Here is a 25,185-nt window from a genome sequence, read left to right as displayed (position 1 = left end):
TTGGTGCTCATGCCCCCTCGGCCCAGCGCACCGCCGCTGCCTGCCACGGCGGCCAGCCGTGGGTCATCGGCACGGCCTTCGGCTATCAATCGAGCGTCAGGATGATGGCGCGGGTCGGCATCGAACAGGCCCTCCTGATCGGTGAGCAGCAGCAGCGCATCGGCTTCGAGCAGGTTGGCCACCAGCGCGCCCAGGGTGTCGTTATCGCCAAAGCGGATCTCGTCGGTGACGACGGTATCGTTTTCGTTGATCACCGGCACCACGCGCATCTCGACCAGGGTGCGCAGCGCCGACAGCGCGTTCAGGTAGCGCTTGCGGTTGGAGAGGTCGTCGTGAGTGAGCAGAATTTGCGCGGTGAGCATGCCGTGGCGAGCAAAGTGCTGCTCGTAACACTGGGTGAGCCCGTTCTGCCCCACGGCCGCCGCCGCCTGCAGTTCATGCACGGCGCTGGGGCGTGCCTGCCACCCCAGGCGTACCATGCCTGCCGCCACGGCTCCCGAAGAGACCAGCACCACGTCGATACCCTGCTGGTGCAGGGCAGCAATTTGATCTACCCAGCCGCCAATGGCCGCTTCATCCAGCCCGCGACCATCGTTGGTGAGCAGCGCGCTGCCAATCTTGACCACTATCCGGCGGGCGCTACTCAGCGCCTCACGGCCCGGCAACTGCTCGTTGTGTTCCACGTCGCGACTCTCCCACGCCATTGCGCTCACGCGATTCATCCTGGTCGGCACGCCTGCCGTTTACGGGGCGTACTCTACTTCGACATCGTAATCATCGTCGTCGAAATCGTCATCGTCTTCTTCGTCATCGCGCTTGCGGCGACGACCAAGGCGCGCTTCGGTACGGGCCACCGACTCCTCTTCCATGCGGCGACGCATCTCCTGCTCGCGGGCATGGGCCTCTTCGTCTTCGTTTTCCAGACGCTGCTGCTCGGTGAGCCAGCGGTACGCCGCCTGCACCAGCTTGTCGGTGCCTTCGCTGCTGATCGCTGAAATACGGAACACCGGACCTTCCCAGTTCAACGCCTCGATGATCGCCTGGGCCCGCGCTTCGCGCTCCTCTTCCGGCAGCAGGTCGAACTTGTTCAGCACCAGCCAGCGGGGCCGTTCGGAGAGCGCCGGTGAGAACTGGCCCAGCTCGTGCACGATGGCCTGGGCAGCCTCGACCGGATCGGACTCGTCGAACGGCGCCACATCGACCACGTGGAACAGCAGCCGCGTCCGGGTCAGGTGCTTCAGAAAACGCAGCCCCAGGCCTGCGCCGTCGGAGGCGCCTTCGATCAGCCCCGGTACATCGGCCATCACGAAGTGCTCGTGCATGCCCAGCTTCACCACGCCCAGGTTCGGCACCAGGGTGGTGAAGGGGTAGTTGGCCACCTTCGGTTTGGCCGCCGACACCGAACGAATCAGCGTCGACTTGCCGGCATTGGGCATGCCCAGCAAGCCCACATCCGCCATCACCTTCATTTCCAGGCGCAAATTGCGGCGGTCGCCTTCGGTACCCGGCGTGGTGCGGCGCGGCGCGCGGTTGGTGGAGGATTTGAAGTGGATGTTACCCAGGCCACGACGACCACCGGCCGCCACCAGCACGACCTGCCCGATCTCGGTCACATCGGCGATCACTTCGAGGGTGTCCTCGTCGATCACGGTGGTGCCCACCGGCACCTTGACGTGCAGGTCTTCACCGGCCTTGCCGCTCATCTGGCGACCCATGCCGCCCTGGCCGTTCTCGGCCTTGTAGAAGCGCTGAAACTTGAAATCGATCAAGGTATTCAGCGCATCGTCACCAATCAGATAAACGCTGCCCCCGTGGCCACCATCACCACCGTCCGGGCCACCCTTGGGCACATATTTCTCGCGGCGAAAGCTCAGACAGCCATTGCCGCCTTTACCTGCCTCAACAATGATCGAGGCTTCATCGACGAACTGCATTGGATTCTCCCGGCCGCTTCCGCCGCCCTGACTGCATCACCCTGTTCCCGGTACGGGCAAAAGGGCTTGAAAAGACAAAAAAGCCCCGCCATGGCGGGGCTTTTCTTTCGTCATCTTCGCACTGCGCAACCTAAGTTGCTTAGGCAGAAACGATGCTGACGAATTTACGGTTTTTCGGACCTTTGGTCTCGAACTTGACGACACCGTCGTTCAGAGCGAACAGCGTGTGGTCACGGCCCAGGCCAACGCCAGTGCCGGCGTGGAAGCGCGTGCCGCGCTGACGCACGATGATGTTACCGGCGGTTGCCGCTTGGCCACCGTACAGTTTCACACCCAGGCGTTTGGATTCGGAATCGCGACCGTTACGCGTGGAGCCGGCTGCCTTTTTATGTGCCATTGCAAAATCCTCCTAAAGGGAAGTGACTGCTTACGCAGAAATTCCGGTAATTTTGACTTCAGTGAACCACTGGCGGTGGCCCTGACGCTTCATGTGGTGCTTCCGGCGGCGGAACTTGATGATGGTGACTTTGTCGCCACGGCCGTGGGAAACGATTTCGGCGGAAACCTTGGCACCGCTGATGAAAGGTGCGCCAATGTTCACGTCGTCGCCGTCTGCAACCAGCAGCACTTCATCGAATTCAATCGTTTCGCCGGTCGCGACTTCGATTTTTTCGAGCTTGAGGGTCTGACCTTCTTGAACGCGGTACTGTTTGCCACCGCTTTTGATAACTGCGTACATGTCGCTCTCCGGACTTGTCGTTAATGCCAGTTACGCCCTGCGTAACCAACGCTCATCGCCTTCCGCTCTTATCGACCTGCTGCGAGTGGCGCCTCTTTTGGCAGCCATCTGACAGGGAGCATGATGAGTGGGTCGCGGATTATAACGACTATCGCGCTTTACCACAAGGCCACCGGGGCTTGTCAATCACCCCGCCGCCCGCCCGGCGCCGCTATGCCTTGACGCCTCACAGGCAGCCCCATAGCATGACCCCCACTCTCTTACCTGCCGCGATGAACGGAACCCATGACAGCCAACGTCTCCTCAACCCCGCCTGCCAGCCCTTCGCCTTCACCGCTGCACGCCGTGGTGGCCGACGATTTTGAGGCCGTCAACCGCACCATTGTGACGCAGTTGAATTCTCGCGTGCCGCTGGTGGAAACCATCGGCCAGTACATCATCGAAAGCGGCGGCAAACGCCTGCGCCCGCTGCTGGTACTGCTGGCAGCGCGCTCGCTGGGCTACGAGGGCGACAAGCACATCACCCTCGCCACGCTGATCGAGTTCATGCACACCTCGACCCTGCTGCATGACGACGTGGTGGACGAGTCGCACATGCGCCGTGGCAAGAAAACCGCCAACGACGCCTGGGGCAATGCGCCCTCGGTGCTGGTAGGCGATTTCCTCTACTCCCGCTCGTTCCAGATGATGGTCGATGTCGGCTCCATGCGCATCATGGCGATCCTCTCCGGCGCGACCTGTGTCATCGCAGAAGGCGAAGTCCTCCAGTTGACCAACATCGGCAACCCGAGCATCTCGGAAGCCGACTACTTCGAGACCATTCAGGGCAAAACCGCCATGCTGTTCGAAGCCGCTTCCCACAGCGGCGCGGTGCTGGCCGATGCCACCCCGGAGCAGGAGCGCGCGCTGCAGTACTACGGCCGCTATCTCGGCCTGGCCTTCCAGCTCATCGACGACCTGCTGGACTACCAGGGCGACGCCGACGCCATGGGCAAGAACGTAGGCGACGATCTGGCCGAGGGCAAACCGACCCTGCCGCTGATCCACGCCATGGAGCGCGGCACCCCCGAACAGGCCAAGCTGATCCGCCAGGTGATTCGCAAAGGCGGCCTGGAGCAACTGGACGAGGTGCTGGAGATCATTCACGCCACCGGCGCTCTCACCTACACCCGCGACCGCGCCGTCGAGATGGCCGACAAGGCCCTGGCCGAGCTGAACGCGCTGCCCGAGAGCCCCTTCCGCGACAGCATGGCCCAGCTGGCCCGCCTCGCCGTGGAGCGTCAGGCCTGACCGGCGCCCGACAAGCGCAAAAGGGGCTTGAAAAAAGCCCCTGAACTACGTATGATGCGTCCCGTTGTTAAGCACGCCTTGGCAACCCTCGGAATATAGCTCAGCTTGGTAGAGCGCTGCCTTCGGGAGGCAGAGGTCGTAGGTTCGAATCCTGCTATTCCGACCAAGAATTCAACGAAAACGGCCACTTAGCTTTTATAGCAAGTGGCCGTTTTTGTTTTTGCGCCCCTCATCAGCGCCCGCCACGTTTCATGGCCATACCAGATCCACCGCGATGGGGTCGTGGTCTGACGAGCGAAACGGGCTGAGCGGGGTGTCGTCCGGCTGTTGGTCGTAGCTCAAAAAACGCGGCTCGTCGGCGTTGATGGGCCAGGTATGCACCTGCTGCACGGCCTCGGCCAGTTCAGCGCTGGCCAGGGCGTGGTCGAGATACCCGGACTCACCGCGAAACACGTAGGTGTAACGGCGCTCGGCGGGGAGATGACGCGCGATCAGGTCGGTCATGCCTGCATGTACCAAAGTGCGGATCGGGTCTTCGGCACCGTAGGCATTGAGGTCCCCCAGTAGCAGCAAACGCTCGTGGCCCGCTTCCTCGCGCAAGGTGTCCAGAAAACGCTGGGTGGCCTGCGCCTGGGCAACACGTCGTTCGTTCCAGCAGCCTTGGCCACGGTCGATATCCCCCTGCGCGGGGCAGCCAGATTTGGCCTTGAAGTGCGCGGTCACTACCCCTACCTCTGGCCCACCTCGCACACTGCGGAAGAAGCCGGCCAGCGGCGGTCGGTCGTGGGCATCGTCACGGTCGATATGCAAGGCTCCCAGGGCTTCCACTCGGTCCGGCCGATAGAGCAACGCCACCCGAATGGCGTCCGTTCCATGACGCTCGGGCTCGCCCACCGGCTGGTAGCGAATCCCCGTGCGCTGGTGCAACAGCTCGACCAGATCGGTCAGCGCGTCGGGGCGGTTCTCTATTTCGATCAGCGCCAGAATATCCGCCTCCAGCCCCGCGATGGCCGCTGCCAGCTTGCCGCGCTGGCGCTCCAGCGCGGGCGCATTGGCGGCGCCACGCTCCCCCAGGGTGATGAAGTAGTTCTCGACGTTGAAGGTAGCCACCCGCAGGGCATCACCCGGTGCTTCCAGCGGGCCGGGGCGGGGGTTGCTGTCGGTGAACGTGACCGCTTGCGTGGGGTGCAGACGGTAGTCGCCAAAGGCGTGGGTGAGCACTCCGGTCAGCCCGTCGAGGGTGCTGCCTACGCGGCGCGTCCCCTGCTCGTTCAGATAGGGCACGGGGTCGGGGTTCGTGCGGTAGCTGCCATCGTCCAGCAGCAGTGGCGCAGGCGAAGGAGCTGCCTGAGCGGCACTATGGGTCGGCCGAAAGCGTCGCTCGCTGGCCAGCCCCAGCGTGCCGTAACGGCCCAGATCATGGTTATCGGTGACCGTCAGCGGCTCGGGGAAAGTGACCAATAGCGCTTCCATGGCGTCCAGCGAGGCCGCGTCCTGGGGCCAGGATAACGCAATGGGCTCGGGCAGCTCGCCTGCGCTGTCACAGGTCACCAGCTGAGAGACGCGCTGCAGCTGGGGGTTGCCGCGAAAGCTTCCTGTACGCGCCTGTAGCTGCAGATGCTGGCCCGCCACTACCTGCGCAGCCTTGTGCTCGTCCAGCTCCGGCGCATACACGAATATGCCTACCGGGCCCTGCTCGGTGGTTTGCTGCAGGTAGAACCCGCTGAGGCGCTCGCGCCCCAGAAACTCCCCGGTCACGACGCCATCAATGGTCACGCGTTGGCCTTCGGCGAGGGCAGGCTGCTCGCCAATACCTTTGATATGCGCCAGGTCCGTGGAGGACTCCGCAGGGCAGCTGGCCATGGCAGGCAGCGCCAGCGGCAGCACGAGCCACACGATGCCGTGGGTCGCTCGCCGAAGGGACCTGTGCAGCTGGCCTGCGCGTTGCAGGTTGGCCAGCGCGTCGATGAATCTCATGCGACTACCGCTCCTCTTGAAAGGTTATTCAGCCTGGCATGCTCAGCAGGCCCACCACCCCGACCAGCTTGGGGATGATCATGATCTTCAGCGCCTTGACCAGATACCCCCAATCGATATTGCTTTGCACCGCGGCTCCATGGCCCGCCTGCCGCACCTGCCGGTGCCCGTTCCAGGCAATCCAGCTGGAGAAGATCAGCAGATGAATGGCAATGATGGGCAGAAAGACCAGCGGCTCGTTGCTGACCAGCAGCAAAAACGGCAGCGCCAGAACGGCGCCGCCAAAGCCCAAACTGGTGCGCACGAAGCCACTCCAGGCAAAGATCAGCCCAATGAGTACGTACTGGTACCAGAGTAGATCGGCCATGGTGCAATGCGGTCCTTGTGGTTATGGGTTAGGGGACGTGACTCAGCGTCAAGGGGTATCCAACTGCCACCAGCGTGGCAGCAGCGCCCGTATACGCGCCTGGGAAAAGCGGTCATCCATTAATACCACAACCCCACGGTCCTCGGGGCCACGGATCACCCGGCCCGCCGCCTGTACGACCTTGACCATGCCCGGCACACGGTAGGTATAGTCGTCTCCACGCCCAAAGCGCGCCTGTAGCCGAGCCTTCAGCGCTTCGTTGAAGTCGTTGAAGGGCGGCAAGCCCAGCGTGGCCACAAAGGCACCGATCAACCGCTCGCCGGGCAGGTCGATCCCCTCCGCGAAAGCGCCCCCCAGCACTGCAAAACCGATGCCGCAGCCGCCGGGCGTAAAACGTGCCAGAAAAGCGTCGCGCTCGGCCTCCTGCATGCTGCGCGTCTGGGCAAACACGGGAATGTCCGGGTGGGCCTGGGCAAACGCAGCCAGCACCTGTTCCAGGTAGGCAAAGCTGCTGAAGAACGCCAGGTAATGCCCCGGGTGGCGCTGGTACTGCGCCGCCAGGGTAGCCACGATGGGCGCCACCGAGGCCCCGCGGTGATGGTAACGGGTGGAGATATCCGTGCGCAGCTGCACTTCCAGCTGCTGCGCCACGAAGGGAGACGCCACCTCGCGCCAGACGCTGTGCTCCGGCAGCCCCAGCAGGTCACGATAGTAGTGAAAGGGCGACAGCGTGGCGGAGAACAGCACCGCGCAGTGGGCACGCTTGAAGCGCGGGCCAAGAAAATCCGCCGGGATCACGTTACGCAGGCCGAGGACGGCACTGCCCTTCCCCGCGACGTCCAGGTCGCACAGCGAATGATCGCCAAACTGCTCTGCCAGGCGGCAGAACGCCAGCGCCTCGAACAGCAGCTCCTGAAGCGCCTGGCTCGCCCCGTCGGGATGCTCCACCAGATAATCCGTGATCGCCCCGGCCAAGGTATGCAGTGCACCCAACAATTTGGTGGGTAGCGTATCCAGCAGGTGATAACGACGCTCCGGCGCCTGGTCTGCTACCGCCTTGTTGAGGGCCTGCCACTGCCTGCCAACGCGCGCCAAGGGCTTGGCCAGCGCCGGTGGGGAGTGACGCCGCAGGTAGCTCAGACGCTGCTGGGAGAGCGCAGCGCTGTACATGCCACGGGCACGCTCGACCAAATTATGGGCTTCATCCACCAGCAGGCCCACCCGCCAGTCGTTGGCCTGGGCCAGCCCGTGCAAAAGCGCGTGGCTATCGAACCAGTGATTGACATCCCCCACGGCCACATCGGCCCAGCGGGCCAACTCCTGGCCCAGATAGTAAGGGCACACCTGATGCGCCAGCGCCACCTCGCGCAGAGCCTCGCGGTCCAGCCAGCCATGTTCCACCGCCGCCTGACGGGCCGCGGGCAGGCGGTCGTAAAAGCCTTTTGCCAGCGGGCAGGCATCGCCCTGGCACGCCGTACCGGGGTACTCGCAGGCCTTGTCACGCGCCACCAGCTCCAGCACCCGCAGCGGCTGTGCGGGGGCCTGCAAACGGGTGAGGGCATCCAGCGCCAGGCGGCGGCCGGGGGTTTTCATGGTCAGAAAGGCGATGCGGTCGAGCCGCTGGCGGGGCATCGCGGAGAGCATGGGAAACAGCGTGCCCAGGGTCTTGCCGATACCGGTGGGCGCCTGGGCCAGCAGGCAGCGGCCGGTGCTGGCCGCCTTGAAGACATCCTCGGCCAGTGCCCGCTGGCCGGGGCGGAAATCCGCATGGGGAAAGCTCAGCGTGGCGAGCCATGCATCGCGGCGCTCGCGGTGGGCCGCCTCCTGGTCGGCCCAGGCCAGGAAGCGCTGGCACTGGTGGGCAAAAAACGTTTCCAGCTCATCGGCGCGGGCCTCGCAGGTCAGCCGGGTTTCCTGACCGCTGGCAATCTCCAGGTACACCAGCGCCAGCGTGATATGCGCAAGGCCCCGCTCGGCACAGAGCAGCGCGCCGTACACTTTCACCTGCGCCCAGTGCAGCGCCCTTTGGTTATCCGCCATGCGCGCCAGGCTACCGCGATGGGTCTTGACCTCTTCGACACAGTTGCCCGCCACATCGAAACCATCGGCGCGGCCAGACACGCGCAGCCCCTGATACTCACCGGAGAGCGGCAGTTCGGCGAGATAACCGGGGATCTTTTCCCGCCGCCTGGCCACCAGAGCGTGCCCCTCGATGCCCTCCTGAGCACTGGGTGCGGGCGTAAAGCGGTGGTCCAGGTCACCCTGGCGGGCGGTGAAGTCACACAGGGTACGCACCGCCACGCGATAGCGGCTCATGGGTGGGGCTGCCAGCGCACGTGGCAAACCTCGACGGGCATCTCCTGGCGGCAGAAGAAGTCGATCCAGCGGCGCTGGTTATCCTGCAGGCGGTCCCCCGGCCCTTTGACCTCGATCATCCGATAGCGCGGCTCGCCATCTGCTGCTTCCGGCATCAGCTGAATGAGGTCCGGCAGGCCTGCGCGATTGTGCTTGAGATCCCCCAGCAGGCGGGTAAAACAGCCGCGCAGGTGCGCGGCGGGCAGGCAGTCAAGCGCCATGGTGACCAGCGGTTCGCTCAGCACTCCCCAATGCACGAAGGGGGAAGCAAGCCCCTGCTTGTCCTGCCAGGTAGCCAGAATCGTCGCGCGGTAGCGGCCATCCTCCAGCTGCGCCAGGCAGGCGTCGATCTCTGCCTGGCGCTGGCCCACGAAGTCTTCGCGGTAGAGGTCCGCAGGCCCGCTGTGGAACGGGTGAAAGAACGCTCCTGGCAGCGGCTTGAAAATGACTGGCCAGAGCAGCAGGCCGAACAGCCCCGTGATCAGGCAGTTTTCCACATAGAAGACCGGCGCACGGGCGGTGGATAAGTGCTCGGCAACGGCGCGCTCCACCGGCTGAGGCCCGGGCAGCGCCAGCACGTAAGTGGGGGCATCGACGGCTTTCGCGGCCGATGGGGCGGGCAAATTCAACTTGCGCGTCAGGCGTGGCAGCAGGCGTCCCAGCGCCTGGGCTTCGCTCTCGCCTGCCTGATCGAGCGACGCCTCGGCAAGCGCGTAAGCCTCCTGATAGCAGCCCAGGCGCTCCAGCACTCGCATTCGACGGATGCGCGCTTCGCTGTTGCTGGACTCGGCATATAGCGCCAGGGCCAGGGCCGCCTCACCGCTGCGCTCTGCCGTGTGCCCCAGGGTCAGCAGCAGCCGCGAGCGGCGGGCGTCCAGCCAGCGGTTGCCGAAGGCAGCGGGCACGTCAGTGGCGAGCACTCCCGGCGCCTCGCCGCTCTCCAGGCGCTCGCGCAGGCGGTGCAGCGTGAGATAGGTATCGACCTCTTCGCGGCGCTGAAATGCACGCGAATCCGAAGAGAGCGGAAGCTGTTCGAAACGCTGCAAGCCAAGCTCGGTGAGCACGAATTCGGCCCAGTCCTGGCGCAGGTTGCCAAAGAACATCAGCCGCAGGCGGTCGCATAGCGCCATGATGTCGAGGCGCACGATGTTCGTGGTGGCCTCTGGCCACCACTGCTGCAGCGGGCGCGCCTCGGTAAGCCTTGGTGTCAGTGCCGCCTGAAGTTCGCGTTTGGTCGCCCTGGGGGCGATGCCCAGCTCAAGGATCATCGGTTGCAGGGCGTCGCGCAGCTCGCTGAGGCGCAGCAGCCGAAATAGCGCCTCGATGCTCAACGGCGGTGTCTCGTCGACCCACCCTTGGGCCAGTAGCGGGGCCAGTGCCTGCTGGGTGTCGCCAATCTCGGGATAGCTGAGCTTATCGATGCGGAACAGCTCGCCTTTGCGCATCACCATGCGTACCAGCAGCGCTTGAGCAGCCCGCGGCAGCCGTGACCATTGCTGGAGGGCGTGATGCTCCTCGGCACTCAGCAAATCGCCGTGACGCGACTGCACCCAATCGACCACGAAGCGGAAATTCGCCAGGTAGTAAAAAGGGTCATCGAGGGAGGCGGTGGCCGAAACGGCATGAGCACTGTTCATGCATCCATTGTAACAGCGCTGGATGGCGTGGGTTAACCCACTCGGTGTTGATAAAGCGCGTCTAGCGCGTCGTCCACGAAGGGATCTTCCAAGGAAGCATCATCCTCGGAAGGGGCGGCAGACTCGCTACCGGCTTGGGCATCACGGGGCTGACCCGCGAGAGGTGCGGTGCTGGTAACGTGCGAGGAGGGCGGCTTGCGACCGCCCACCAGCACGTACCATTCCGCTTCGCTGAGGTAGTGCTGGCACCAGCGGCTCAAGCCGTCGGCGACGGCGTCGCGAGTGCGTTCACCGCTGCGAAACGAGGTGGCCAAATAAATGAGGTCCTGACGCGCAATGCGTGCACGGGCATTGCCGCCATGCACTTGGGAGAGCGGGCAGCGTCGGTCATAGGCCGCGTTGGTGAGGGCATTCAGCCAACGCTCCACTTCATGTGCCTGTATTCCGCCGTAGACTGCCACGACACGCTCCCGCCATCATTGATAGGCTAAAAAGGCATAAGACTGCCCGAATTTGGTGCCGTTGTCATCTCGCACCCGCACCAAAGCCCTGCAAGACATTCACCACATTGACACCGATATCCCCCACTGCATAGCCCCCTTCCAGTAAAAAGACGCAGGGCAAGCCACACTGGGCCAGCCGCTGGCCAAGGGCCGTAAAGTCGGCGTGCTGGAAGGTAAAAGCGCTGATCGGGTCGCCTTCGAAGATGTCCACGCCCAGCGACACCACCACCAGCTCACACTCGGCCTGGGCAATCCGGGTCAAGGCATCGTCCAACGCCGCCATCCACCGCGCCACCGACGTACCGGGCGGCAGCGGGTAGTTCAGCGTGTAGCCCTCTCCCTTACCCTCCCCCGTTTCGTCGGCATAGCCGGAAAAGTAGGGAAAGGTCACGTCGGGGTCGCCATGCAGGGAAGCGAACAGCACATCGTTACGCTGGTAGAAAATCTGCTGGGTACCGTTGCCGTGATGAAAGTCCACGTCCAGCACGGCCACGCGATGCATGCCGCTGGCCAGGGCCCGCTGGGCAGCAATGGCGGCATTGTTGAAGAAGCAGTAGCCACCGAACTGATCGAAGGCTGCATGATGGCCAGGCGGGCGGCACAGCCCAAAGCTGGGCTCGCCGGTGGCCAGCGTATGCTCCACGGCAGCCAGCGCAGTGTCCTTGCTGGCCATGGCCGCCGCAAACGTCCCCTCGCTGATCGAGGTTTCGGCGGCCAGTGCATAGTAGCCCAGCTGGCCGCTCACCGAGCGCGGTATGCGGTCGCCGCGCAGGGTCCGCGCTGGCCAGATATTGGGAATGGCCTCGCCCTCATGACCGGCGGCCTGCCATGCCTGCCAGCAGCCTTCCAGGAACGCCACGTAGTCTGCATCGTGCACCGCCAGCACGGGGTCGAGCCCATAGGCCTGCGGCGCCTGCACCTCGATATTGGCCTGCGCCAGCGCCGCCAGCACGAGATCCATGCGCGCCGGGCATTCGAAGGGGCTGACCAGCGTGCCATCGTGCAGTTCACTGCGCGCCTGACGCAGACGACTATCCTCGGAAAAAAACGTACGCATGAAGGCTCCTGTTGCCATGGTGTGTTTACTCGCGTTCCGGGTGCCACCCTTCGACCGGCCATTGGCGGGCCCAGTGGCGCTTTTGATCCGGGGTGCGCTGTTTCAAGCGGTACTCGGCCTGGCTGGCCGTGGCGCGATCAGGAAACGGCTGCGCCCCCAAGAGCGCCGTGGGCGGGTGCGCACGGGTATAGCGCGCGCCCTTGCCGGTTCGGTGGGCCTGGTAGCGCTTCGTCAAATCATTGGTGATACCCACATAGGTGCCTCGCCGACACTCCAGCAGATACAGGTACCAGGTCGTGGTGGATAACGCCATGTTTTCTCGTCAATCAGGGGTAGTCGAAGCCGTGAACGCCGCCATGATGTTTTCGAGCTCCGCCAGCGGCATGGGTTTGGCCAGCCCGAAGCCCTGGAACATGTCACAGCGGTAAGTCATCAAACGTTGGTGCTGGGCGTCATTCTCGACCCCTTCGGCCACCACGCCAAGCCCCAAATGGTGGGCCATGGAAATGATGCCCTGCACGATGGCGGCATCGTCATCGCTGTGAATCAGCTCGTTGATGAAGCTGCGATCGATCTTGATGGTGCTGATGGGCAGGTGTTTCAGATAGCTCAAGCTCGAGTAGCCGGTGCCGAAGTCATCAATGGCGACGCTCACCTGCATGCTGCGCAGCGCATGCAGAATACCAATTGCCGCCTCGGTGTTGTTCATCAGGATGCCTTCGGTCAGTTCCAGCGTCAGCTGCTCGGCAGGAAGACCGGTCGACGAGAGCGTCTGGCGCAGCGTCGCCAGAAAGCTTGCGCGATGAAACTGCAAAGGCGAGAGATTGACCGCCACCTTCAGGCTTCCCAACCCCTTTTGCTGCAGGCTCAGCATGTCGCTACAGGCACGCTGCAGGACCCACTCGCTGATGGGCATGATCTGCCCCGTTGCTTCGGCCAGCGGAATGAAACGTGCAGGAGAGATATAGCCTTTCACAGGGTGCTGCCAGCGCACCAGCGCCTCGACACTGACGATATTACCCGAACGGTCGAACAGCGGCTGATAATGCAGCTCCAGACACTCATGCTCGATGGCTTCCTGCAAGTCGTTGCGCAGGATGACGCGCTCGCTGGCCAGCTCGTTGATGTCGTTACTGAACCAGGCATACGCATTGCGCCCTTGCTGCTTGGCCTTGTACATCGCCATGTCTGCCTGCTGAATCAAGCTTTGTGGCTGGGGTGTGGTCGGCCCACTGATGGCGATGCCGACACTGGCCGTCAGGTACAGCTCGTGGCCATCGATGCAGTAAGGGCGAGCCAGGGCGGGCAACAGGCGCTCGACGATGTCGATCACCTGCTTTTCGTCACTGACCGACGAAATCAGCAGCACGAACTCGTCACCGCCCAAGCGGGCCACCGTATCTTCCTGGCGCAGCGCCGCCTCCAGCCGCTGGCCTACTTCGATCAATACCTGATCTCCCACGGCATGGCCCAGGCTGTCGTTGATCGGCTTGAAATCGTCCAGATCCACGAACAGCACGCTGATGGCGTGCCCCCCCAACTGTGCCTGGGCAAACTGTGCCTGCAGGGCTTCTTCGAAATGCATGCGGTTAGGCAGGCGAGTCAGATCGTCATGGGTGGCATGATAGGCCAGGCGAGCTTCGTAGGCCTTGTGCTTGGAAATATCGTGCTGAACGCCGACGAAATGGGTCACCCCGCCATCCTGGCCACGCACCGGCGCGATGTAGAGATCGTTCCAGAACGGCGTGCCATCCTTGCGATAATTACACAGCGTGACGTGGGTCTCATGCTGATGCTGAATACCGTGGCGCAGCCTCTCCACCATATCCGGGTCGCTCTCCGGCCCTTGCAGAAAACGACAGTTCCGACCAATGACGTCTTCCAGCGAGTAGCCGGTCATCACGCTAAATGCACGGTTGGCGTAGATGATCGGCAAATCCGGTGCGCGGGCATCGGCAATCAGCACGCCGTTCACACTGGCTTCCACGCTGCGCTCCAGAATGCGCAGACGAGTCTGCTGGGCGCGGCTTGCGGTGACGTCCTGTGCAATGCCGTACACTCCGTCGACTCGACCATTGACCGTGATCGGAATACCGATCACATCCAGCAAGCGCTGCTGGCCATCACGGTGGCGCAGCGAGACTTCGAAGCGCGCGATTTCACCGCCCAGCACCTGCTGAAACTGTTGCGCCACATGCGTGACGTCGTCAGGGTCGATAACGTTGGCAAAGTGACGCTGCATGACCTCTTCCCGAGGAATGCCGGTCACACGCCCGCAGGTTGCATTCGCTTCGATGAAACGCCCTTCGGGATCCACGGCAAAAATGGCGTCGGGGTGGTGCGCAAACAGCGAACGATAGCGCTGCTCGCTGTCGGCCAGGGAGTGGCGCGCTTCGGCCAGCTCTTTGGCCCGGGTGACGCTCGCGCCCACCAACCCCACGCTGAACGCCAGCAGCCAGCTCATCACCAGCCCACCCAGCGTGACGCTCAGCGGCATCACGCCCAACAGTGCCCAGTTGTAGTGTTGGCCGGGATAGGCGCTCAGCATGAGGTTGATCCCCCCCGGCAACCCCATATGCCGAGATGCCAGCATCAGTGTGGAGGCTTCGCCATCATCGACCGTGAACCCGGAAGGGTGCAGCCGCACCAGACGGTGCTGAAGGCGGCTGACATCCACATGAAACGGCCCAAGTGCCAGGCGCAATTCATTACTCAGCAGCTCGCCCAGGTTGAACGAAGCCAGCAACCGTTGTGCACTATCCGGGATGGGGATCAACATGATCACGTTATTAGGCTGGAGGCTGTCCGGTATCAAGAGGCGCGGACGATCGAACGGAATATCGGCCCATGCCTGGACAGACGGAGTGCTCAGTTGCTCCAGCAGCCAGATATCGCTGGTGTGCCTGCGTCCCTGCGACCATGACAGCACTCCCGACGCATCCATCAGTGCAATCGCATGCAGGCTGAGTGTGTCACGAAAATAGTTCTGGGCGTCGCGGGTCAACAACACGTCACGCGGTTGGCCCTCTACCGTTGCCAGGCGTTCGGCCATACGGTGCATCAACTGCAGTCTTTCCGTCATCACCTGCTCGGCATTGAGCTGCACGCTATCCAGCAGATAACCCGCCTGCTGCTCGATGGAAGAGCGTTGATGCATGCTCAGCAGCAACCACGCCAGACTACTGGCCAACACCCCTGCCAACCCGACCACCACGGTCAAGCGGCCCGGGCTGAGCCGCTCATGACGCTGCCGCCAGCCGGCCACCAACAGCGCAACCGCCAATAGCACGATGAACACTAGTACCGCCAGAGGCGAGAAGGTGAATAGCGTCGCCTGGTTTGCCTGAGGACGCCATAGCTGGAGAACCACCACGCCGCCAAATAGCAGCAAACCTATGCCTGTCGCGCGCCACCAGCGCTGTCTTGCTACCCCTTCGACCCCGCGCCATAGGCAGACATTGACCACCAGCAACACTGCCGCCGCCAAACTGGTCATGCGCGGTTGCCCAGTGACCCACGATTCGCTGACGCCCTGCGCCATCAGGTTGTGCAGCAAGGTATACAGCAGCAGCGCCGTCAAGCCCCCGGCACTTGCCAGCCTCACCACGCGCCACTGGCACAGCGTGGCCAGCAGGCTGACGCCGATCAGCAGCGTCGCCAGCGCGGCATCCGGCACCAGCATCGGGCCGAATACCACTTGTGGCAGCACCAGCCCCACCAACAGGCTGGTCGCTCCCATGCACAGGAGTGTCGCCGAGACCAGCAGCAGTAGCGTCTCGGCGGCTAAATCACGAGTATTCAAGGGCATGGGACGTGGAGGCTCCGGTCGATGGTCTGGCTAGCGCTCGAACGCTAACCGCTGGGTCAGGCTTTCCAACTGTTGATACTGCTCATCCAGATACTGGCCATAGGCCTCCAGCGGGCGAAAGTCCACCAGAGAGCCGTGGGTGTCCATCAAGCGACGTGCCAAGTCAGGCGCTTCCAGCGCCTGACGGAAGGCGGTGGCAATGCTGGCCAGCCGTTCAGGAGGCGTGTTCAAGGGAGCAAGCAAACCGCGGTCCGTGGTATTGACCAGCGTGATGCCCTGCTCCAGAAGCGTCGGCACGGACGGTAGCGCCGCAAGACGCTGCTCGCTGGCAGCGCCCAGAGGCACCAGGGCACCCGACGCAAACAGGGTGCCTGCAGACGGCAGGTTGAGCATGGCAAAATCAAGCTCTCTGCCTAACAAGGCCACGACCTGGGCACCGGTATCAGGATACTGGACGAACTGTACATCGCTGGCATCGATACCGGCCTGCGCGAAGAAGTGTAGCCAAAAAAAGTGGTCCGTTGAGTTGGGAATCACCCCGAACAGCAGCTTGCCCGGCTGTTCGCGCACCTTTTCGGCAATCTGAGAAGCACTGCTGACCGAGTGACCTGCATAGGTGGCCGGAATATTCACGGTGCGGGTCAGCAGGGCAATGGGGGCGAATGCCTCATGCGAAAAGTTGGCAAGCCCCGACAGGTAGGCGAGGTCGATGGTTTGATGGCTGCCCAGCACAGTGTAGCCATCGGGCGGGGCTTCCTTGACGAACTGCGCCCCCAGAGTGGCCCCGCTGCCGGGCATGTTCACGACGACGATGGGGGCCTGTAGCGCGACCCGGGCACGCTCGGCAATGGCTCTGAACAAGACGTCCGTTGCGCCGCCTTCCCCGTAGGGCACCACTAACGTCACTTCGCTATCGGGAAAGGGCTCGCCTGCTGACTGCCCATGGGCAGAGGCGCCCACAAAAAGGCTTAGCCACCCCAACAGCACGATGGCCCCCCAGCCGCTCGATGAAGACCATAAGCCACGCTGCCGTCGTCGTTCGGTTTGCTTCGCGTTCATCGGGGGTGCCTCATGCTACTTAGTCTTATAGCTGGCAACATACCTTGAATTTGCGTCCGCTTCCACAAGGGCAGGCATCGTTACGGCCCGGCTTCAGGAGGATCACGGCGGGCTTTCCGTCGACGTACCACCACCGCTGCTCTTCCCATACGAACCGCGAGGCTTCTTCCAGCACATGCCAACGGCCTGATTCCCTGAACGTTGCCTTGAAGTGCACGTGCCCTTCATCGCGGGAAGGCTGCGGTGCCGACACGATGACAAGCGACTGCCACTGCGTCGTGGGGTCGGGTGGCAGTGTGGCTGGGCGCGTGGTGGCGTGCCAGGTGGCCAGCAAATAGTCACGCTCATTCAACGCAAAGGCGGTGTATCGTGAACGCATCAGGGCTTCCGGGGTTTCTGGAATGGCCTGGCCCTGATGAAACGGCTGGCAGCAGGCTGCCAGTGGCAACGTGCTGCCACAGGGGCAACTTTCCGGCATGGGGTGGGTCATAACGGTGACTCTAGCTTGTGCAATGAATAACGGCTGTCGACGTTTCGGAAATAGGGCCCGAGTCAGGTATAGTAGCAGAGCAAGATCTTCAGACAGACGGAGTACGACAACACGATCGATCATTCTTTCCAAACGCAGTGGAGGTTCTCCTATGAAGGTTTACAGACCGGAATGGCAGTGCACGTTTAGCGTAAACGAAGGCGCAGAAGAATCAGCAAACTGGAAAGAGCGAATCGCGTGGCGGCTTAGACAAATCGCCGACCGACTAGAAGGCGGTGGCCGTACGGTAAAAATCGACTACAACGTCTCTCCGCACGTAAGCCGAGACGAAGTTGATACCTGTTTGGGGAAAGGGTTTGAGGTGACTCAGCGGCTGCTGACCCAACTTGCCCGCCAACAGGCCTGCGAAGATGTGATGCGCCACGTGAAAGCAGAGCTTTACGAAGAGCAACATCAGCATTAATTGCAATAAGCACCATAGAAACGTTTCAGAAAAACACCCGCCCGTTTAACCATTGGCGGGTGTTTTTTATTGTGCGCGATTTATACTACGGGTTCATTAGCAGCCATCATCCCGAATAGGGTGTTTCTAACGCCTGTCCTAATCGCTGCATAAACGCCGTGCATTCATGCAGCTGGGCCGTCTCAATATACTCATCGGGTTGATGCGCCTGAGCGATGCTGCCAGGGCCAAGAATGATTGTCTGCAAGCCCTGACCTTGGAACTGCCCCGCTTCCGTGGCGTAAGCCACCGCATGATTGCAACACCCTGCTGGTAAATGGTCTTTGGCTAAGCGAAGCACCTGGTCATTTTCGCGGTCGGCCAAGCCCGGCACCGTCACGTTTAACGGCACCGTGGTCATTTCTACTGTTTTGCCTTTGGCCTGTAATTCAGCGGTTAGCTGCTCGCAGTACGCCTCGAAGCGGGCGTAGATCTCATCAAAGGTGTCGGTGGGTAGGTGGCGAATCTCCCACTCGAACTGGCACTCCCGCGCCATAATATTGATCGCCGTACCGCCCTTTATTTTACCTACATGCAGGCTGGTATGAGGCACATTAAAGGCCTCGTCGACGCGGCCCTCTTCCACCAACGCCGCCATGGTATCTTCAATAAACGTGACCAGCCTTGCCGCAACGTGGATAGCTGAGGTGCCCTGGTTCACTTGGCTACTGTGAGCCTCTTGCCCAATCACGGTGGTACGCAAGTTAGTTGCGCCTTTTTGAGCGACCACCGGCTGCATGTTGGTAGGTTCACCAACAATCACATGGGCAGTGGTGGAGTAGTGCGCGTAGAAGCGTTTAATAAGACTAGGCGCGCCCACACACCCGATCTCTTCATCGTATGAAAACCCGAAATAGATGGGCTGCTTAAGCGATGCATTGACCCAGGCAGGCACCATGGCCAACGCGCAGGCAATAAAGCCTTTCATATCACAGGTGCCACGCCCGTAAAGTCGGCCATCACCGCCATCGCGTAGGGTAAACGGATCGCTCGTCCACGGCTGGCCTGCCACCGGCACCACATCGGTATGCCCTGAAAGCATCACCCCACCAGGCGCATCAGGGCCTACGCGGGCAATCAGGTTGGCTTTGGTGCCACACGGGCTCATCACCCGCTCTGAAGCCACACCATAATCAGCTAGATAGTGCTCAACGAATTCAATTAGGGCCAAATTAGATTCACTGGAAGTGGTATCGAACGATACTAGCTTCGCCAGTAACGTAGTCGCGTCAGTCATACTGCTCTCGTTAGTTAGGCTCTTCATATCACCCTATCACCGCCTCTCTCCTTTTCCTACTAAGCAGACCGACGGACAACGAAACGTTGACTGTCACGTCGAGTTCATCGTGCATTCATGAAAACGTCACCTACACTTTCTACTGTTCAGTGCACTCAAAAACTTAATAAACGTACTGCGCACGACCCACAAGGAGCCGTTATGTCACGTTTCACGTTGCACGCGCTTGCCCTCGGTGTGGCTACCGCCACGTTCAGCCTTTCTGCTCACTCAGCAACCAACGTTAACTGGTGGCACGCCATGGGCGGCCAACTGGGTGAAATTCTTGAGCAGATGACCGAAGAGTTTAACGCCTCACAGGAAGACTACCGCGTGACACCCAGCTACCGCGGCAACTATACCGAAACGATGACCGGTGCCATTGCAGCCTTCCGCGCCGGTGAGCAGCCGCATATTTTGCAAGTGTTTGAAGTCGGCACCGGCACCATGATGAATGCAGCTGGCGCTATTTACCCTGTTTATCAACTTATGGAAGAACACGGTCGTGCGTTTGATCGCGAGGACTTCCTACCCGCCGTGGTTGGTTACTACACCGATGCCAACGGCAATCTACTATCGTTTCCGTTCAACTCCTCAACGCCTATTATGTATTACAACCGCGATGTGTTTGAGGAAGCAGGGTTAGACCCAGAGCAGCCACCGCAAACCTGGGAAGAAATGGCTGAGTACGCAACTCAAATGACTGAGGCAGGCGCGGCTCGATGTGGTTTTACTTCCTCATGGCCAAGCTGGGTGATGCTGGAAAACTTCTCGGCCATGCATAACCTACCCTTGGGCACACTGGAGAATGGCTTCGGGGGCCTAGAAACCGAACTGAACTTCAACAACGAACACGTAGCCCGCCACTGGGATAATCTAAAAGCGTGGCAAGAAGAGGGCCTATATCGTTGGGGTGGCCCTGGCCCTGGTGATGATGCGTTACCAATGTTCTATTCTGGAGATTGCGCCATTTTCTTCGGCTCTTCTGCTTCGCGGGCAAATATTGCCGCTAACGCAGACTTTGAGGTTGGCTTTGGTATGCTGCCCTACTACGCTGACGTAGACGGCGCGCCGCAGAACTCGATTATTGGTGGCGCGACCCTGTGGGCACTGCAAGGCCACAGCGATGAAGAGTACGAGGCCGTTGCCGCCTTCTTCGAGTATCTCTCACAACCCGAGGTGCAAGCTGAGTGGCACCAAAAGACCGGCTACCTGCCCATTACCCAGGCGGCCTGGGACCTAAGCGCAGAGCAGGGTTATTACGACGAAAACCCAGGTGCTGATACCTCCATCAAGCAAATGACGCTAAACGAGCCAACCGAAAACTCGAAGGGTCTGCGCTTTGGTAACTTCGTACAGATTCGCGACATCATTTCTGAAGAGATGGAAGCCGTGATGAGTGGCCGCAAGGATGGGCAGAAAGCATCTGACGATGCTGTCCGTCGAGGCAACAACTTATTGCGCGATTTCGAAGCCGCTAACCAATAAACCAAAAAACCTTTCGCCGTCTACTGATCGGTAGGCGGCGCATTCGTTTGTTGTAAGGTGAGCTTCAATGCAGACCAAACGCATGACCTTCCCAGGGCGTTTTTTGCCCTATGCCCTGTTGGCTCCCCAGGTCATTATTACGCTGATCTTCTTTATTTGGCCGGCCGGCAAAGCAATGTACCAGTCATTGCTTCGCGAGGATGCCTTCGGCCTGCGTACGACTTTTGTTGGGTTGGAAAACTTTGCCCGACTGTTCCGTGATGGGGACTATCTCAACTCGCTATCGGTGACTGCTGTCTTCGCCGTAGGTACTACGCTGATTTCTATGTCAGTGGCGCTGCTGTTGGCCAGCACCGTTAACCGTATGATTCGCTCACGCAGCACTTACACCACGCTACTGGTATGGCCCTACGCCATCGCCCCCGCCATTGCCGGGGTATTGTGGTGGTTTATCTTTAATCCCTCCATTGGCATCGTGCCCTATCTGCTGGATATGGTCGGCTACAACTGGAACCATCGAACCTCGGGAAATGATGCAATGCTACTGGTGGTATTAGCGGCTGCCTGGAAACAGATCTCCTACAACTTCTTGTTTTTTTTAGCCGGTATGCAATCTATTCCTCAGTCACTTATCGAAGCGGCGGCCATTGACGGCGCTAGCCCAATGAAACGCTTCTGGACCATTGTGTTCCCGCTACTAACGCCCACCACCTTCTTCCTAATGGTCGTCAACGTGGTCTACGCCATGTTCGACACCTTCGGTATTATCCACGCCACAACCCAAGGCGGCCCATCACAAGCCACCAACACTCTGGTCTATAAGGTTTATGCCGACGGTTTTATTGGCCTGAACCTAGGCTCTTCAGCCGCTCAGTCGGTCATTTTGATGGTCATTGTGATTCTGCTCACCGTGGTGCAGTTCCGCTTTATTGAACGACGAGTAAATTACTAATGCCGATTTTCCAGACACTTACTAACCAGAGAGCCTTGTGATGGTTGAAAACCGCCCCTGGGCCAATGTGTTTGCCCATACCATCCTAATCATTGGCGTCGCGCTAGTGGTTTTCCCGGTATACATCGCAATTGTCGCCTCGACTCATGGGCCGGGAGAGTTTTTGCGCGGCACACTGCCCCTATTACCAGGCCCACATGCCATCGATAACTACAAAGCCATGTGGAATACAGGCCTTTCTCGGGCTGGCGCACCACCGGCTGGGCAGATGCTGTGGAACAGTTTTGTCATGGCGATGGCAATTACCATAGGCAAACTGTCAATTTCGCTGCTATCAGCGTTTGCGATTGTTTACTTCCGCTTCCGCTTCCGGATGTTCTTTTTTTGGATCATTTTTATCACCCTGATGCTACCGGTGGAGGTGCGTATTATTCCCACCTTTCAAGTCGTGGCAGACCTGAAGATGCTCAACAGCTTCGCGGGACTTTCAATACCACTGATTGCGTCGGCAACGGCGACGTTCCTATTTCGTCAGTTCTTTATGACGGTACCGGAAGAGATGTTAGAGGCGGCACGGGTGGATGGCGCAGGCCCGCTGAAGTTTTTTAAAGACATCTTAATGCCACTTTCCATTACCAATATCGCGGCGCTATTTGTGATCATGTTTATCTACGGCTGGAACCAATATCTCTGGCCACTACTGATCACCACTGACCCCGACTACTACACCATTGTGATGGGCATCCAACGCATGACCACCGCCGCCGATGGCGACCCCCAGTGGCATTTGGTAATGGCTGCTGTCGTGATGGCGGCCCTGCCACCGGTGCTGGTGATCCTGTTTATGCAACGCCTGTTCGTGAAAGGCCTGACCGAGACGGAGAAGTAACCATGGCCAGCATTACCCTGGAAGGGCTGAAGAAAACCTACGCCGGTAACGTGGCAGCCGTCAAAGGCATCGACCTGCACATCGAAGATGGTGAGTTCGTGGTACTGGTGGGGCCTTCCGGCTGCGGTAAATCGACCCTGCTGCGCATGGTGGCCGGGCTGGAAAGCATTACCGAAGGCACGTTGAAGATCGGCGAGCGGGTGGTCAACCGGCTGGAGCCAGCCGAACGGGACATCGCCATGGTGTTCCAGAACTATGCGCTCTACCCTCACATGACGGTGTACAACAACCTGGCCTACGGCCTGAAAAACCGTGGCTTCAAGAAGCAGGACATCGACCAGCGCGTGCGCGCCGCCGCCAAAATGCTGGAAATCGAGGAGTACCTGGAGCGCAAACCGCGCAAGCTTTCAGGTGGCCAGCGCCAGCGCGTGGCCATGGGACGCGCGCTGGTACGCGAGCCCTCGGCCTTCCTGTTCGACGAGCCGCTCTCCAACCTGGATGCCAAGCTGAGGGTGCAGATGCGCGTCGAGATCAAGCAGTTGCAGCGTCGCCTGAAGACCACCAGCCTGTACGTCACCCACGACCAGCTCGAAGCGATGACCCTGGGCGACCGCCTGGTGGTGCTGAACGCAGGCAATATCGAGCAGGTAGGCACGCCCATGGAGATCTACACGCGGCCTGCCACGCTGTTCGTGGCCCAGTTCATCGGCTCCCCTGCCATGAACATCCTGCCGCAGGCCTATCTGGCCCCCCAGGATCATCAAGGGATATTGAGCCAGCTGCCGGAAGGCACGGACACTCTGGGTATTCGCCCGGATGACATGCTGCTGACACCGCCTGCCGAGCCGCATATCGCCCTACGAGCCACGCTGATGCTATACGAAGCAGCCGGGGCCGAAAGCCACCTGTACGTGCATCTGGCCGACCGCCAACAGCCTACGGTACTGAAAACCGCAGGCCAGCCTCCCGTTCAGGAGGGCGAGACGCTCAACCTGTACGTCACCGCCGGTGCCCTGCACCCGTTCAATGCCACCACGGGGCAGCGCACCGGCTGAGCCTACCGCTTGCCCAGGGCGATGAAGTGACTATTCGTCCTGGGCAATATCGACAATACGACCTTGAGGCTGGTAAAACACCTCGCCATGGGACACCACGTGATCGCGCAACATTTCCCAATCGGTATGGCCCACGATGGTATAGCGCCCATCTTCATGGGCAGCGCCCAGCGCCGTGTGGCCATCGCCACCTGCCGCGGTGAAGTTGTTGGTGGCCACGGTATAGGTCTTGTCCGGATCGATCGCCTGCATGGCGCCTTCACGGTTCACCTCCAGGCTGATGAGACGCTCGCCTGCGGGCTGACGGCTGTCGTAGGTGAGCCGCGTGCCTTCCGACACCTGCAGGAAGCCGCCGCTTTCGTCCGGCGCATTGGTCAGCGCAATTTCGAAGGTTTCCAGCAGCTCGGCACCAGTGACTTCCAGCAGCGTCAACCGGTTACCGAACGGCTGCACGGCGATCAGGTCGCCGACGGTGATATCCCCTTGGGGCAGCGCCTCACGAATACCGCCGCTGTTCTGTAGCGCCATGAGGGTGTCCGGTACCACCTTGCGCGCTGCATGGAGCTGACCGTCGGCAATCAGGTTGCCCAGCGCCGTCTCGTTGGCGCGTACGCTCAGCGCATCGCCCTGGCCATGACGAGGGTTGGGCAGCGCCAGAATCGCCTTCGCACCTACCTGTTCGTCACGCAGTGCCTCGATGGCCGCGGTATACGGTGCTAAAAGCTCCAGCGCAGCCGCATCCGGCGTGCGCTCGTCAACGGCCAGCAGCTCACCGCTGACCTCCTGCACCACGCCATCGGCATCGAAGGTCACCTGCATGACTCCCAGGTGCTGACCATACTCACCCGCTTGCCCTACCACGGTGGGTGCTGCCCAGTGCTCGGTCAGCAGCGCAGGCGGTGCGACCCGCGTATGGCTATGCCCCCCGATGATGACGTCGATCCCCTCGACCTGCTCTGCCAGCAGCAGGTCGTTACCGACGCGGGGGTCGCTGTCGTAGCCCAGATGCGTGAGCGCGATGATCTTGTTGACTCCCTGCGCTTCGAGCGCCTCGACCATCGCTTCGGCCGCCTGACGATACTCACCAATGGTGACCAGGCCCGGGCTGGAGATGGCGTCGCTATCCTGGGTGCTCAATCCGAAGATCCCGATACGCTCACCCTGATGTTCGAGGATCATGCCGTCATAGAGATACCCCGCCTGGGGGTCGGCCGTGATGCTCTCCCCGAGGCGCTCGGCAAACTCGGGAGACGCCGAAAAGTCCAGGTTGGCGCCCAGAATGGGGAAGTCTGCCCCTGCAAAGAACGCCGCCAACGCCTGATGACCGGTCTCAGGGTCACCCAGGTCGAACTCATGATTCCCCGGCACGAACGCGTCGTAGCCCATCAGGTTCATGAAGGTCAGTGCGTCCTGGCCCTGAAACTCGTTGAAGTAGAGCGTCCCAGAGAAGACATCCCCCGCATCCAGCAGCAACCCCTCGCCATAGGTCTCCCGGGCCTCGTTCAAGGTGGCCACCAGGGCCGGGTAAGCATCCGTGCGGCCATGCAGGTCGTTGGTGTGATAGATCGTCAGGGTAAAGGTATCGTCGGCCATCACGGCTGATGCCGAGATCATGAGTGCAATGCCCAAGGGCAGCTTACTGTACTGACAGCGCATGGCTAACCTCATTAAAAGTGATTTTCTATATGACTAGTAGCTCATCTATCGTTTGATATTGAATCATTTTATGAGCAAATGAAAATAACATTTCCCTGCCCCACCCAATATTCTGGCCAACCTCTCTCGGCACTTCTGAAAACGCTTAAGG

At 60.9% G+C, this 25,185-nt stretch carries 21 protein-coding genes, 1 tRNA gene and 1 pseudogene; 7 read left to right on the top strand and 16 right to left on the bottom strand.

Annotation, left to right across the window (positions count from 1 at the left end):
* The 4 genes from proB to rplU form a co-directional block, all read right to left on the bottom strand.
* A partial coding sequence (proB, locus tag B7L72_RS07525) for a glutamate 5-kinase (protein WP_254893780.1) occupies positions 1 to 704 on the bottom strand: 704 nt, incomplete at its 3' end.
* A 39-nt stretch (positions 705 to 743) separates the two neighbouring features.
* Complete coding sequence (gene cgtA / locus B7L72_RS07520; protein ID WP_081193506.1) at positions 744 to 1,934, bottom strand: Obg family GTPase CgtA; 1,191 nt, start codon at positions 1,932 to 1,934, stop codon at positions 744 to 746.
* A 139-nt stretch (positions 1,935 to 2,073) separates the two neighbouring features.
* Positions 2,074 to 2,331, bottom strand: coding sequence for a 50S ribosomal protein L27 (gene rpmA, locus B7L72_RS07515; protein ID WP_016915864.1), 258 nt, complete (start codon positions 2,329 to 2,331; stop codon positions 2,074 to 2,076).
* 30 nt (positions 2,332 to 2,361) lie between these two features.
* Positions 2,362 to 2,673: a 50S ribosomal protein L21 gene (gene rplU, locus B7L72_RS07510; protein WP_016915863.1), complete on the bottom strand. Its 312-nt coding sequence runs from the start codon at positions 2,671 to 2,673 to the stop codon at positions 2,362 to 2,364.
* Positions 2,674 to 2,958: 285 nt separating this feature from the next.
* Here rplU and ispB point away from each other — a divergent pair, with 285 nt between their 5' ends.
* On the top strand, positions 2,959 to 3,963 hold the full coding sequence (ispB, locus tag B7L72_RS07505; protein WP_039183196.1) for an octaprenyl diphosphate synthase: 1,005 nt from the start codon (positions 2,959 to 2,961) through the stop codon (positions 3,961 to 3,963).
* Between the two features lie 89 nt (positions 3,964 to 4,052).
* Positions 4,053 to 4,129: transfer RNA gene (locus B7L72_RS07500), tRNA-Pro, on the top strand.
* 83 nt (positions 4,130 to 4,212) lie between these two features.
* On the opposite strand, the gene B7L72_RS07495 is transcribed toward B7L72_RS07500, so the two are convergent.
* The 10 genes and pseudogenes from B7L72_RS07495 to B7L72_RS07450 all read right to left on the bottom strand — a co-directional run bounded on the left by B7L72_RS07495 (position 4,213) and on the right by B7L72_RS07450 (position 17,216).
* Entirely contained in the window at positions 4,213 to 5,940 is a 1,728-nt protein-coding gene (locus tag B7L72_RS07495; RefSeq protein WP_081193504.1) for an ExeM/NucH family extracellular endonuclease, read from the bottom strand.
* A gap of 34 nt (positions 5,941 to 5,974) precedes the next feature.
* Positions 5,975 to 6,307 (bottom strand): annotated as a pseudogene (locus tag B7L72_RS07490) (sulfite exporter TauE/SafE family protein); the annotation flags it as partial.
* Positions 6,308 to 6,355: 48 nt separating this feature from the next.
* The gene (locus B7L72_RS07485) at positions 6,356 to 8,623 is read right to left on the bottom strand and encodes an ATP-dependent DNA helicase (protein ID WP_081193588.1); all 2,268 of its coding nucleotides are present in this window, start codon (positions 8,621 to 8,623) and stop codon (positions 6,356 to 6,358) included.
* Complete coding sequence (locus B7L72_RS07480) at positions 8,620 to 10,299, bottom strand: VRR-NUC domain-containing protein (RefSeq protein ID WP_081193502.1); 1,680 nt, start codon at positions 10,297 to 10,299, stop codon at positions 8,620 to 8,622. Before B7L72_RS07480 ends, B7L72_RS07485 begins: the two co-directional genes overlap by 4 nt.
* Positions 10,300 to 10,331: 32 nt before the next feature.
* Entirely contained in the window at positions 10,332 to 10,760 is a 429-nt protein-coding gene (locus tag B7L72_RS07475) for a hypothetical protein (protein WP_081193500.1), read from the bottom strand.
* 64 nt (positions 10,761 to 10,824) lie between these two features.
* Positions 10,825 to 11,859 (bottom strand): histone deacetylase family protein, encoded by a 1,035-nt coding sequence (locus B7L72_RS07470; protein ID WP_081193498.1) that lies wholly within the window; start codon positions 11,857 to 11,859, stop codon positions 10,825 to 10,827.
* A gap of 25 nt (positions 11,860 to 11,884) precedes the next feature.
* Entirely contained in the window at positions 11,885 to 12,172 is a 288-nt protein-coding gene (locus B7L72_RS07465; RefSeq protein ID WP_016915855.1) for a GIY-YIG nuclease family protein, read from the bottom strand.
* 9 nt (positions 12,173 to 12,181) lie between these two features.
* Entirely contained in the window at positions 12,182 to 15,667 is a 3,486-nt protein-coding gene (locus tag B7L72_RS07460) for an EAL domain-containing protein (RefSeq protein ID WP_081193496.1), read from the bottom strand.
* A gap of 30 nt (positions 15,668 to 15,697) precedes the next feature.
* Complete coding sequence (locus tag B7L72_RS07455; RefSeq protein WP_081193494.1) at positions 15,698 to 16,726, bottom strand: Bug family tripartite tricarboxylate transporter substrate binding protein; 1,029 nt, start codon at positions 16,724 to 16,726, stop codon at positions 15,698 to 15,700.
* Between the two features lie 25 nt (positions 16,727 to 16,751).
* Positions 16,752 to 17,216, bottom strand: a complete 465-nt coding sequence (locus B7L72_RS07450; RefSeq protein WP_016915852.1) for a YchJ family protein — start codon at positions 17,214 to 17,216, stop codon at positions 16,752 to 16,754.
* A 151-nt stretch (positions 17,217 to 17,367) separates the two neighbouring features.
* Here B7L72_RS07450 and B7L72_RS07445 point away from each other — a divergent pair, with 151 nt between their 5' ends.
* A complete protein-coding gene (locus B7L72_RS07445; RefSeq protein WP_081193492.1) occupies positions 17,368 to 17,679 on the top strand; it encodes a hypothetical protein in 312 nt (103 codons plus the stop codon).
* A 106-nt stretch (positions 17,680 to 17,785) separates the two neighbouring features.
* Here B7L72_RS07445 and argE read toward each other — a convergent pair whose 3' ends face one another.
* A complete protein-coding gene (gene argE, locus B7L72_RS07440) occupies positions 17,786 to 18,955 on the bottom strand; it encodes an acetylornithine deacetylase (RefSeq protein WP_026001940.1) in 1,170 nt (389 codons plus the stop codon).
* Between the two features lie 201 nt (positions 18,956 to 19,156).
* On the opposite strand from argE, the gene ugpB reads away from it, so the two are divergent.
* From ugpB to B7L72_RS07420, 4 genes are all read left to right on the top strand, one after another.
* The gene (gene ugpB / locus B7L72_RS07435) at positions 19,157 to 20,482 is read left to right on the top strand and encodes a sn-glycerol-3-phosphate ABC transporter substrate-binding protein UgpB (RefSeq protein ID WP_016915849.1); all 1,326 of its coding nucleotides are present in this window, start codon (positions 19,157 to 19,159) and stop codon (positions 20,480 to 20,482) included.
* Between the two features lie 67 nt (positions 20,483 to 20,549).
* Positions 20,550 to 21,434: a sn-glycerol-3-phosphate ABC transporter permease UgpA gene (ugpA, locus tag B7L72_RS07430; RefSeq protein ID WP_016915848.1), complete on the top strand. Its 885-nt coding sequence runs from the start codon at positions 20,550 to 20,552 to the stop codon at positions 21,432 to 21,434.
* A gap of 40 nt (positions 21,435 to 21,474) precedes the next feature.
* The gene (gene ugpE, locus B7L72_RS07425) at positions 21,475 to 22,323 is read left to right on the top strand and encodes a sn-glycerol-3-phosphate ABC transporter permease UgpE (protein ID WP_016915847.1); all 849 of its coding nucleotides are present in this window, start codon (positions 21,475 to 21,477) and stop codon (positions 22,321 to 22,323) included.
* 2 nt (positions 22,324 to 22,325) lie between these two features.
* On the top strand, positions 22,326 to 23,378 hold the full coding sequence (locus tag B7L72_RS07420) for a sn-glycerol-3-phosphate import ATP-binding protein UgpC (protein ID WP_016915846.1): 1,053 nt from the start codon (positions 22,326 to 22,328) through the stop codon (positions 23,376 to 23,378).
* Positions 23,379 to 23,408: 30 nt separating this feature from the next.
* On the opposite strand, the gene B7L72_RS07415 is transcribed toward B7L72_RS07420, so the two are convergent.
* A complete protein-coding gene (locus B7L72_RS07415) occupies positions 23,409 to 25,034 on the bottom strand; it encodes a bifunctional metallophosphatase/5'-nucleotidase (RefSeq protein ID WP_081193490.1) in 1,626 nt (541 codons plus the stop codon).
* Between the last annotated feature and the right edge of the window lie 151 nt (positions 25,035 to 25,185).

This window comes from Halomonas sp. BC1 (genome assembly GCF_002078135.1).
In the GTDB taxonomy this organism is placed as follows: Bacteria; Pseudomonadota; Gammaproteobacteria; order Pseudomonadales; family Halomonadaceae; genus Vreelandella; species Vreelandella stevensii.
Note: the sequence above shows the minus strand (reverse complement) of the source record. Positions and strands in the feature narration are given on the sequence as shown.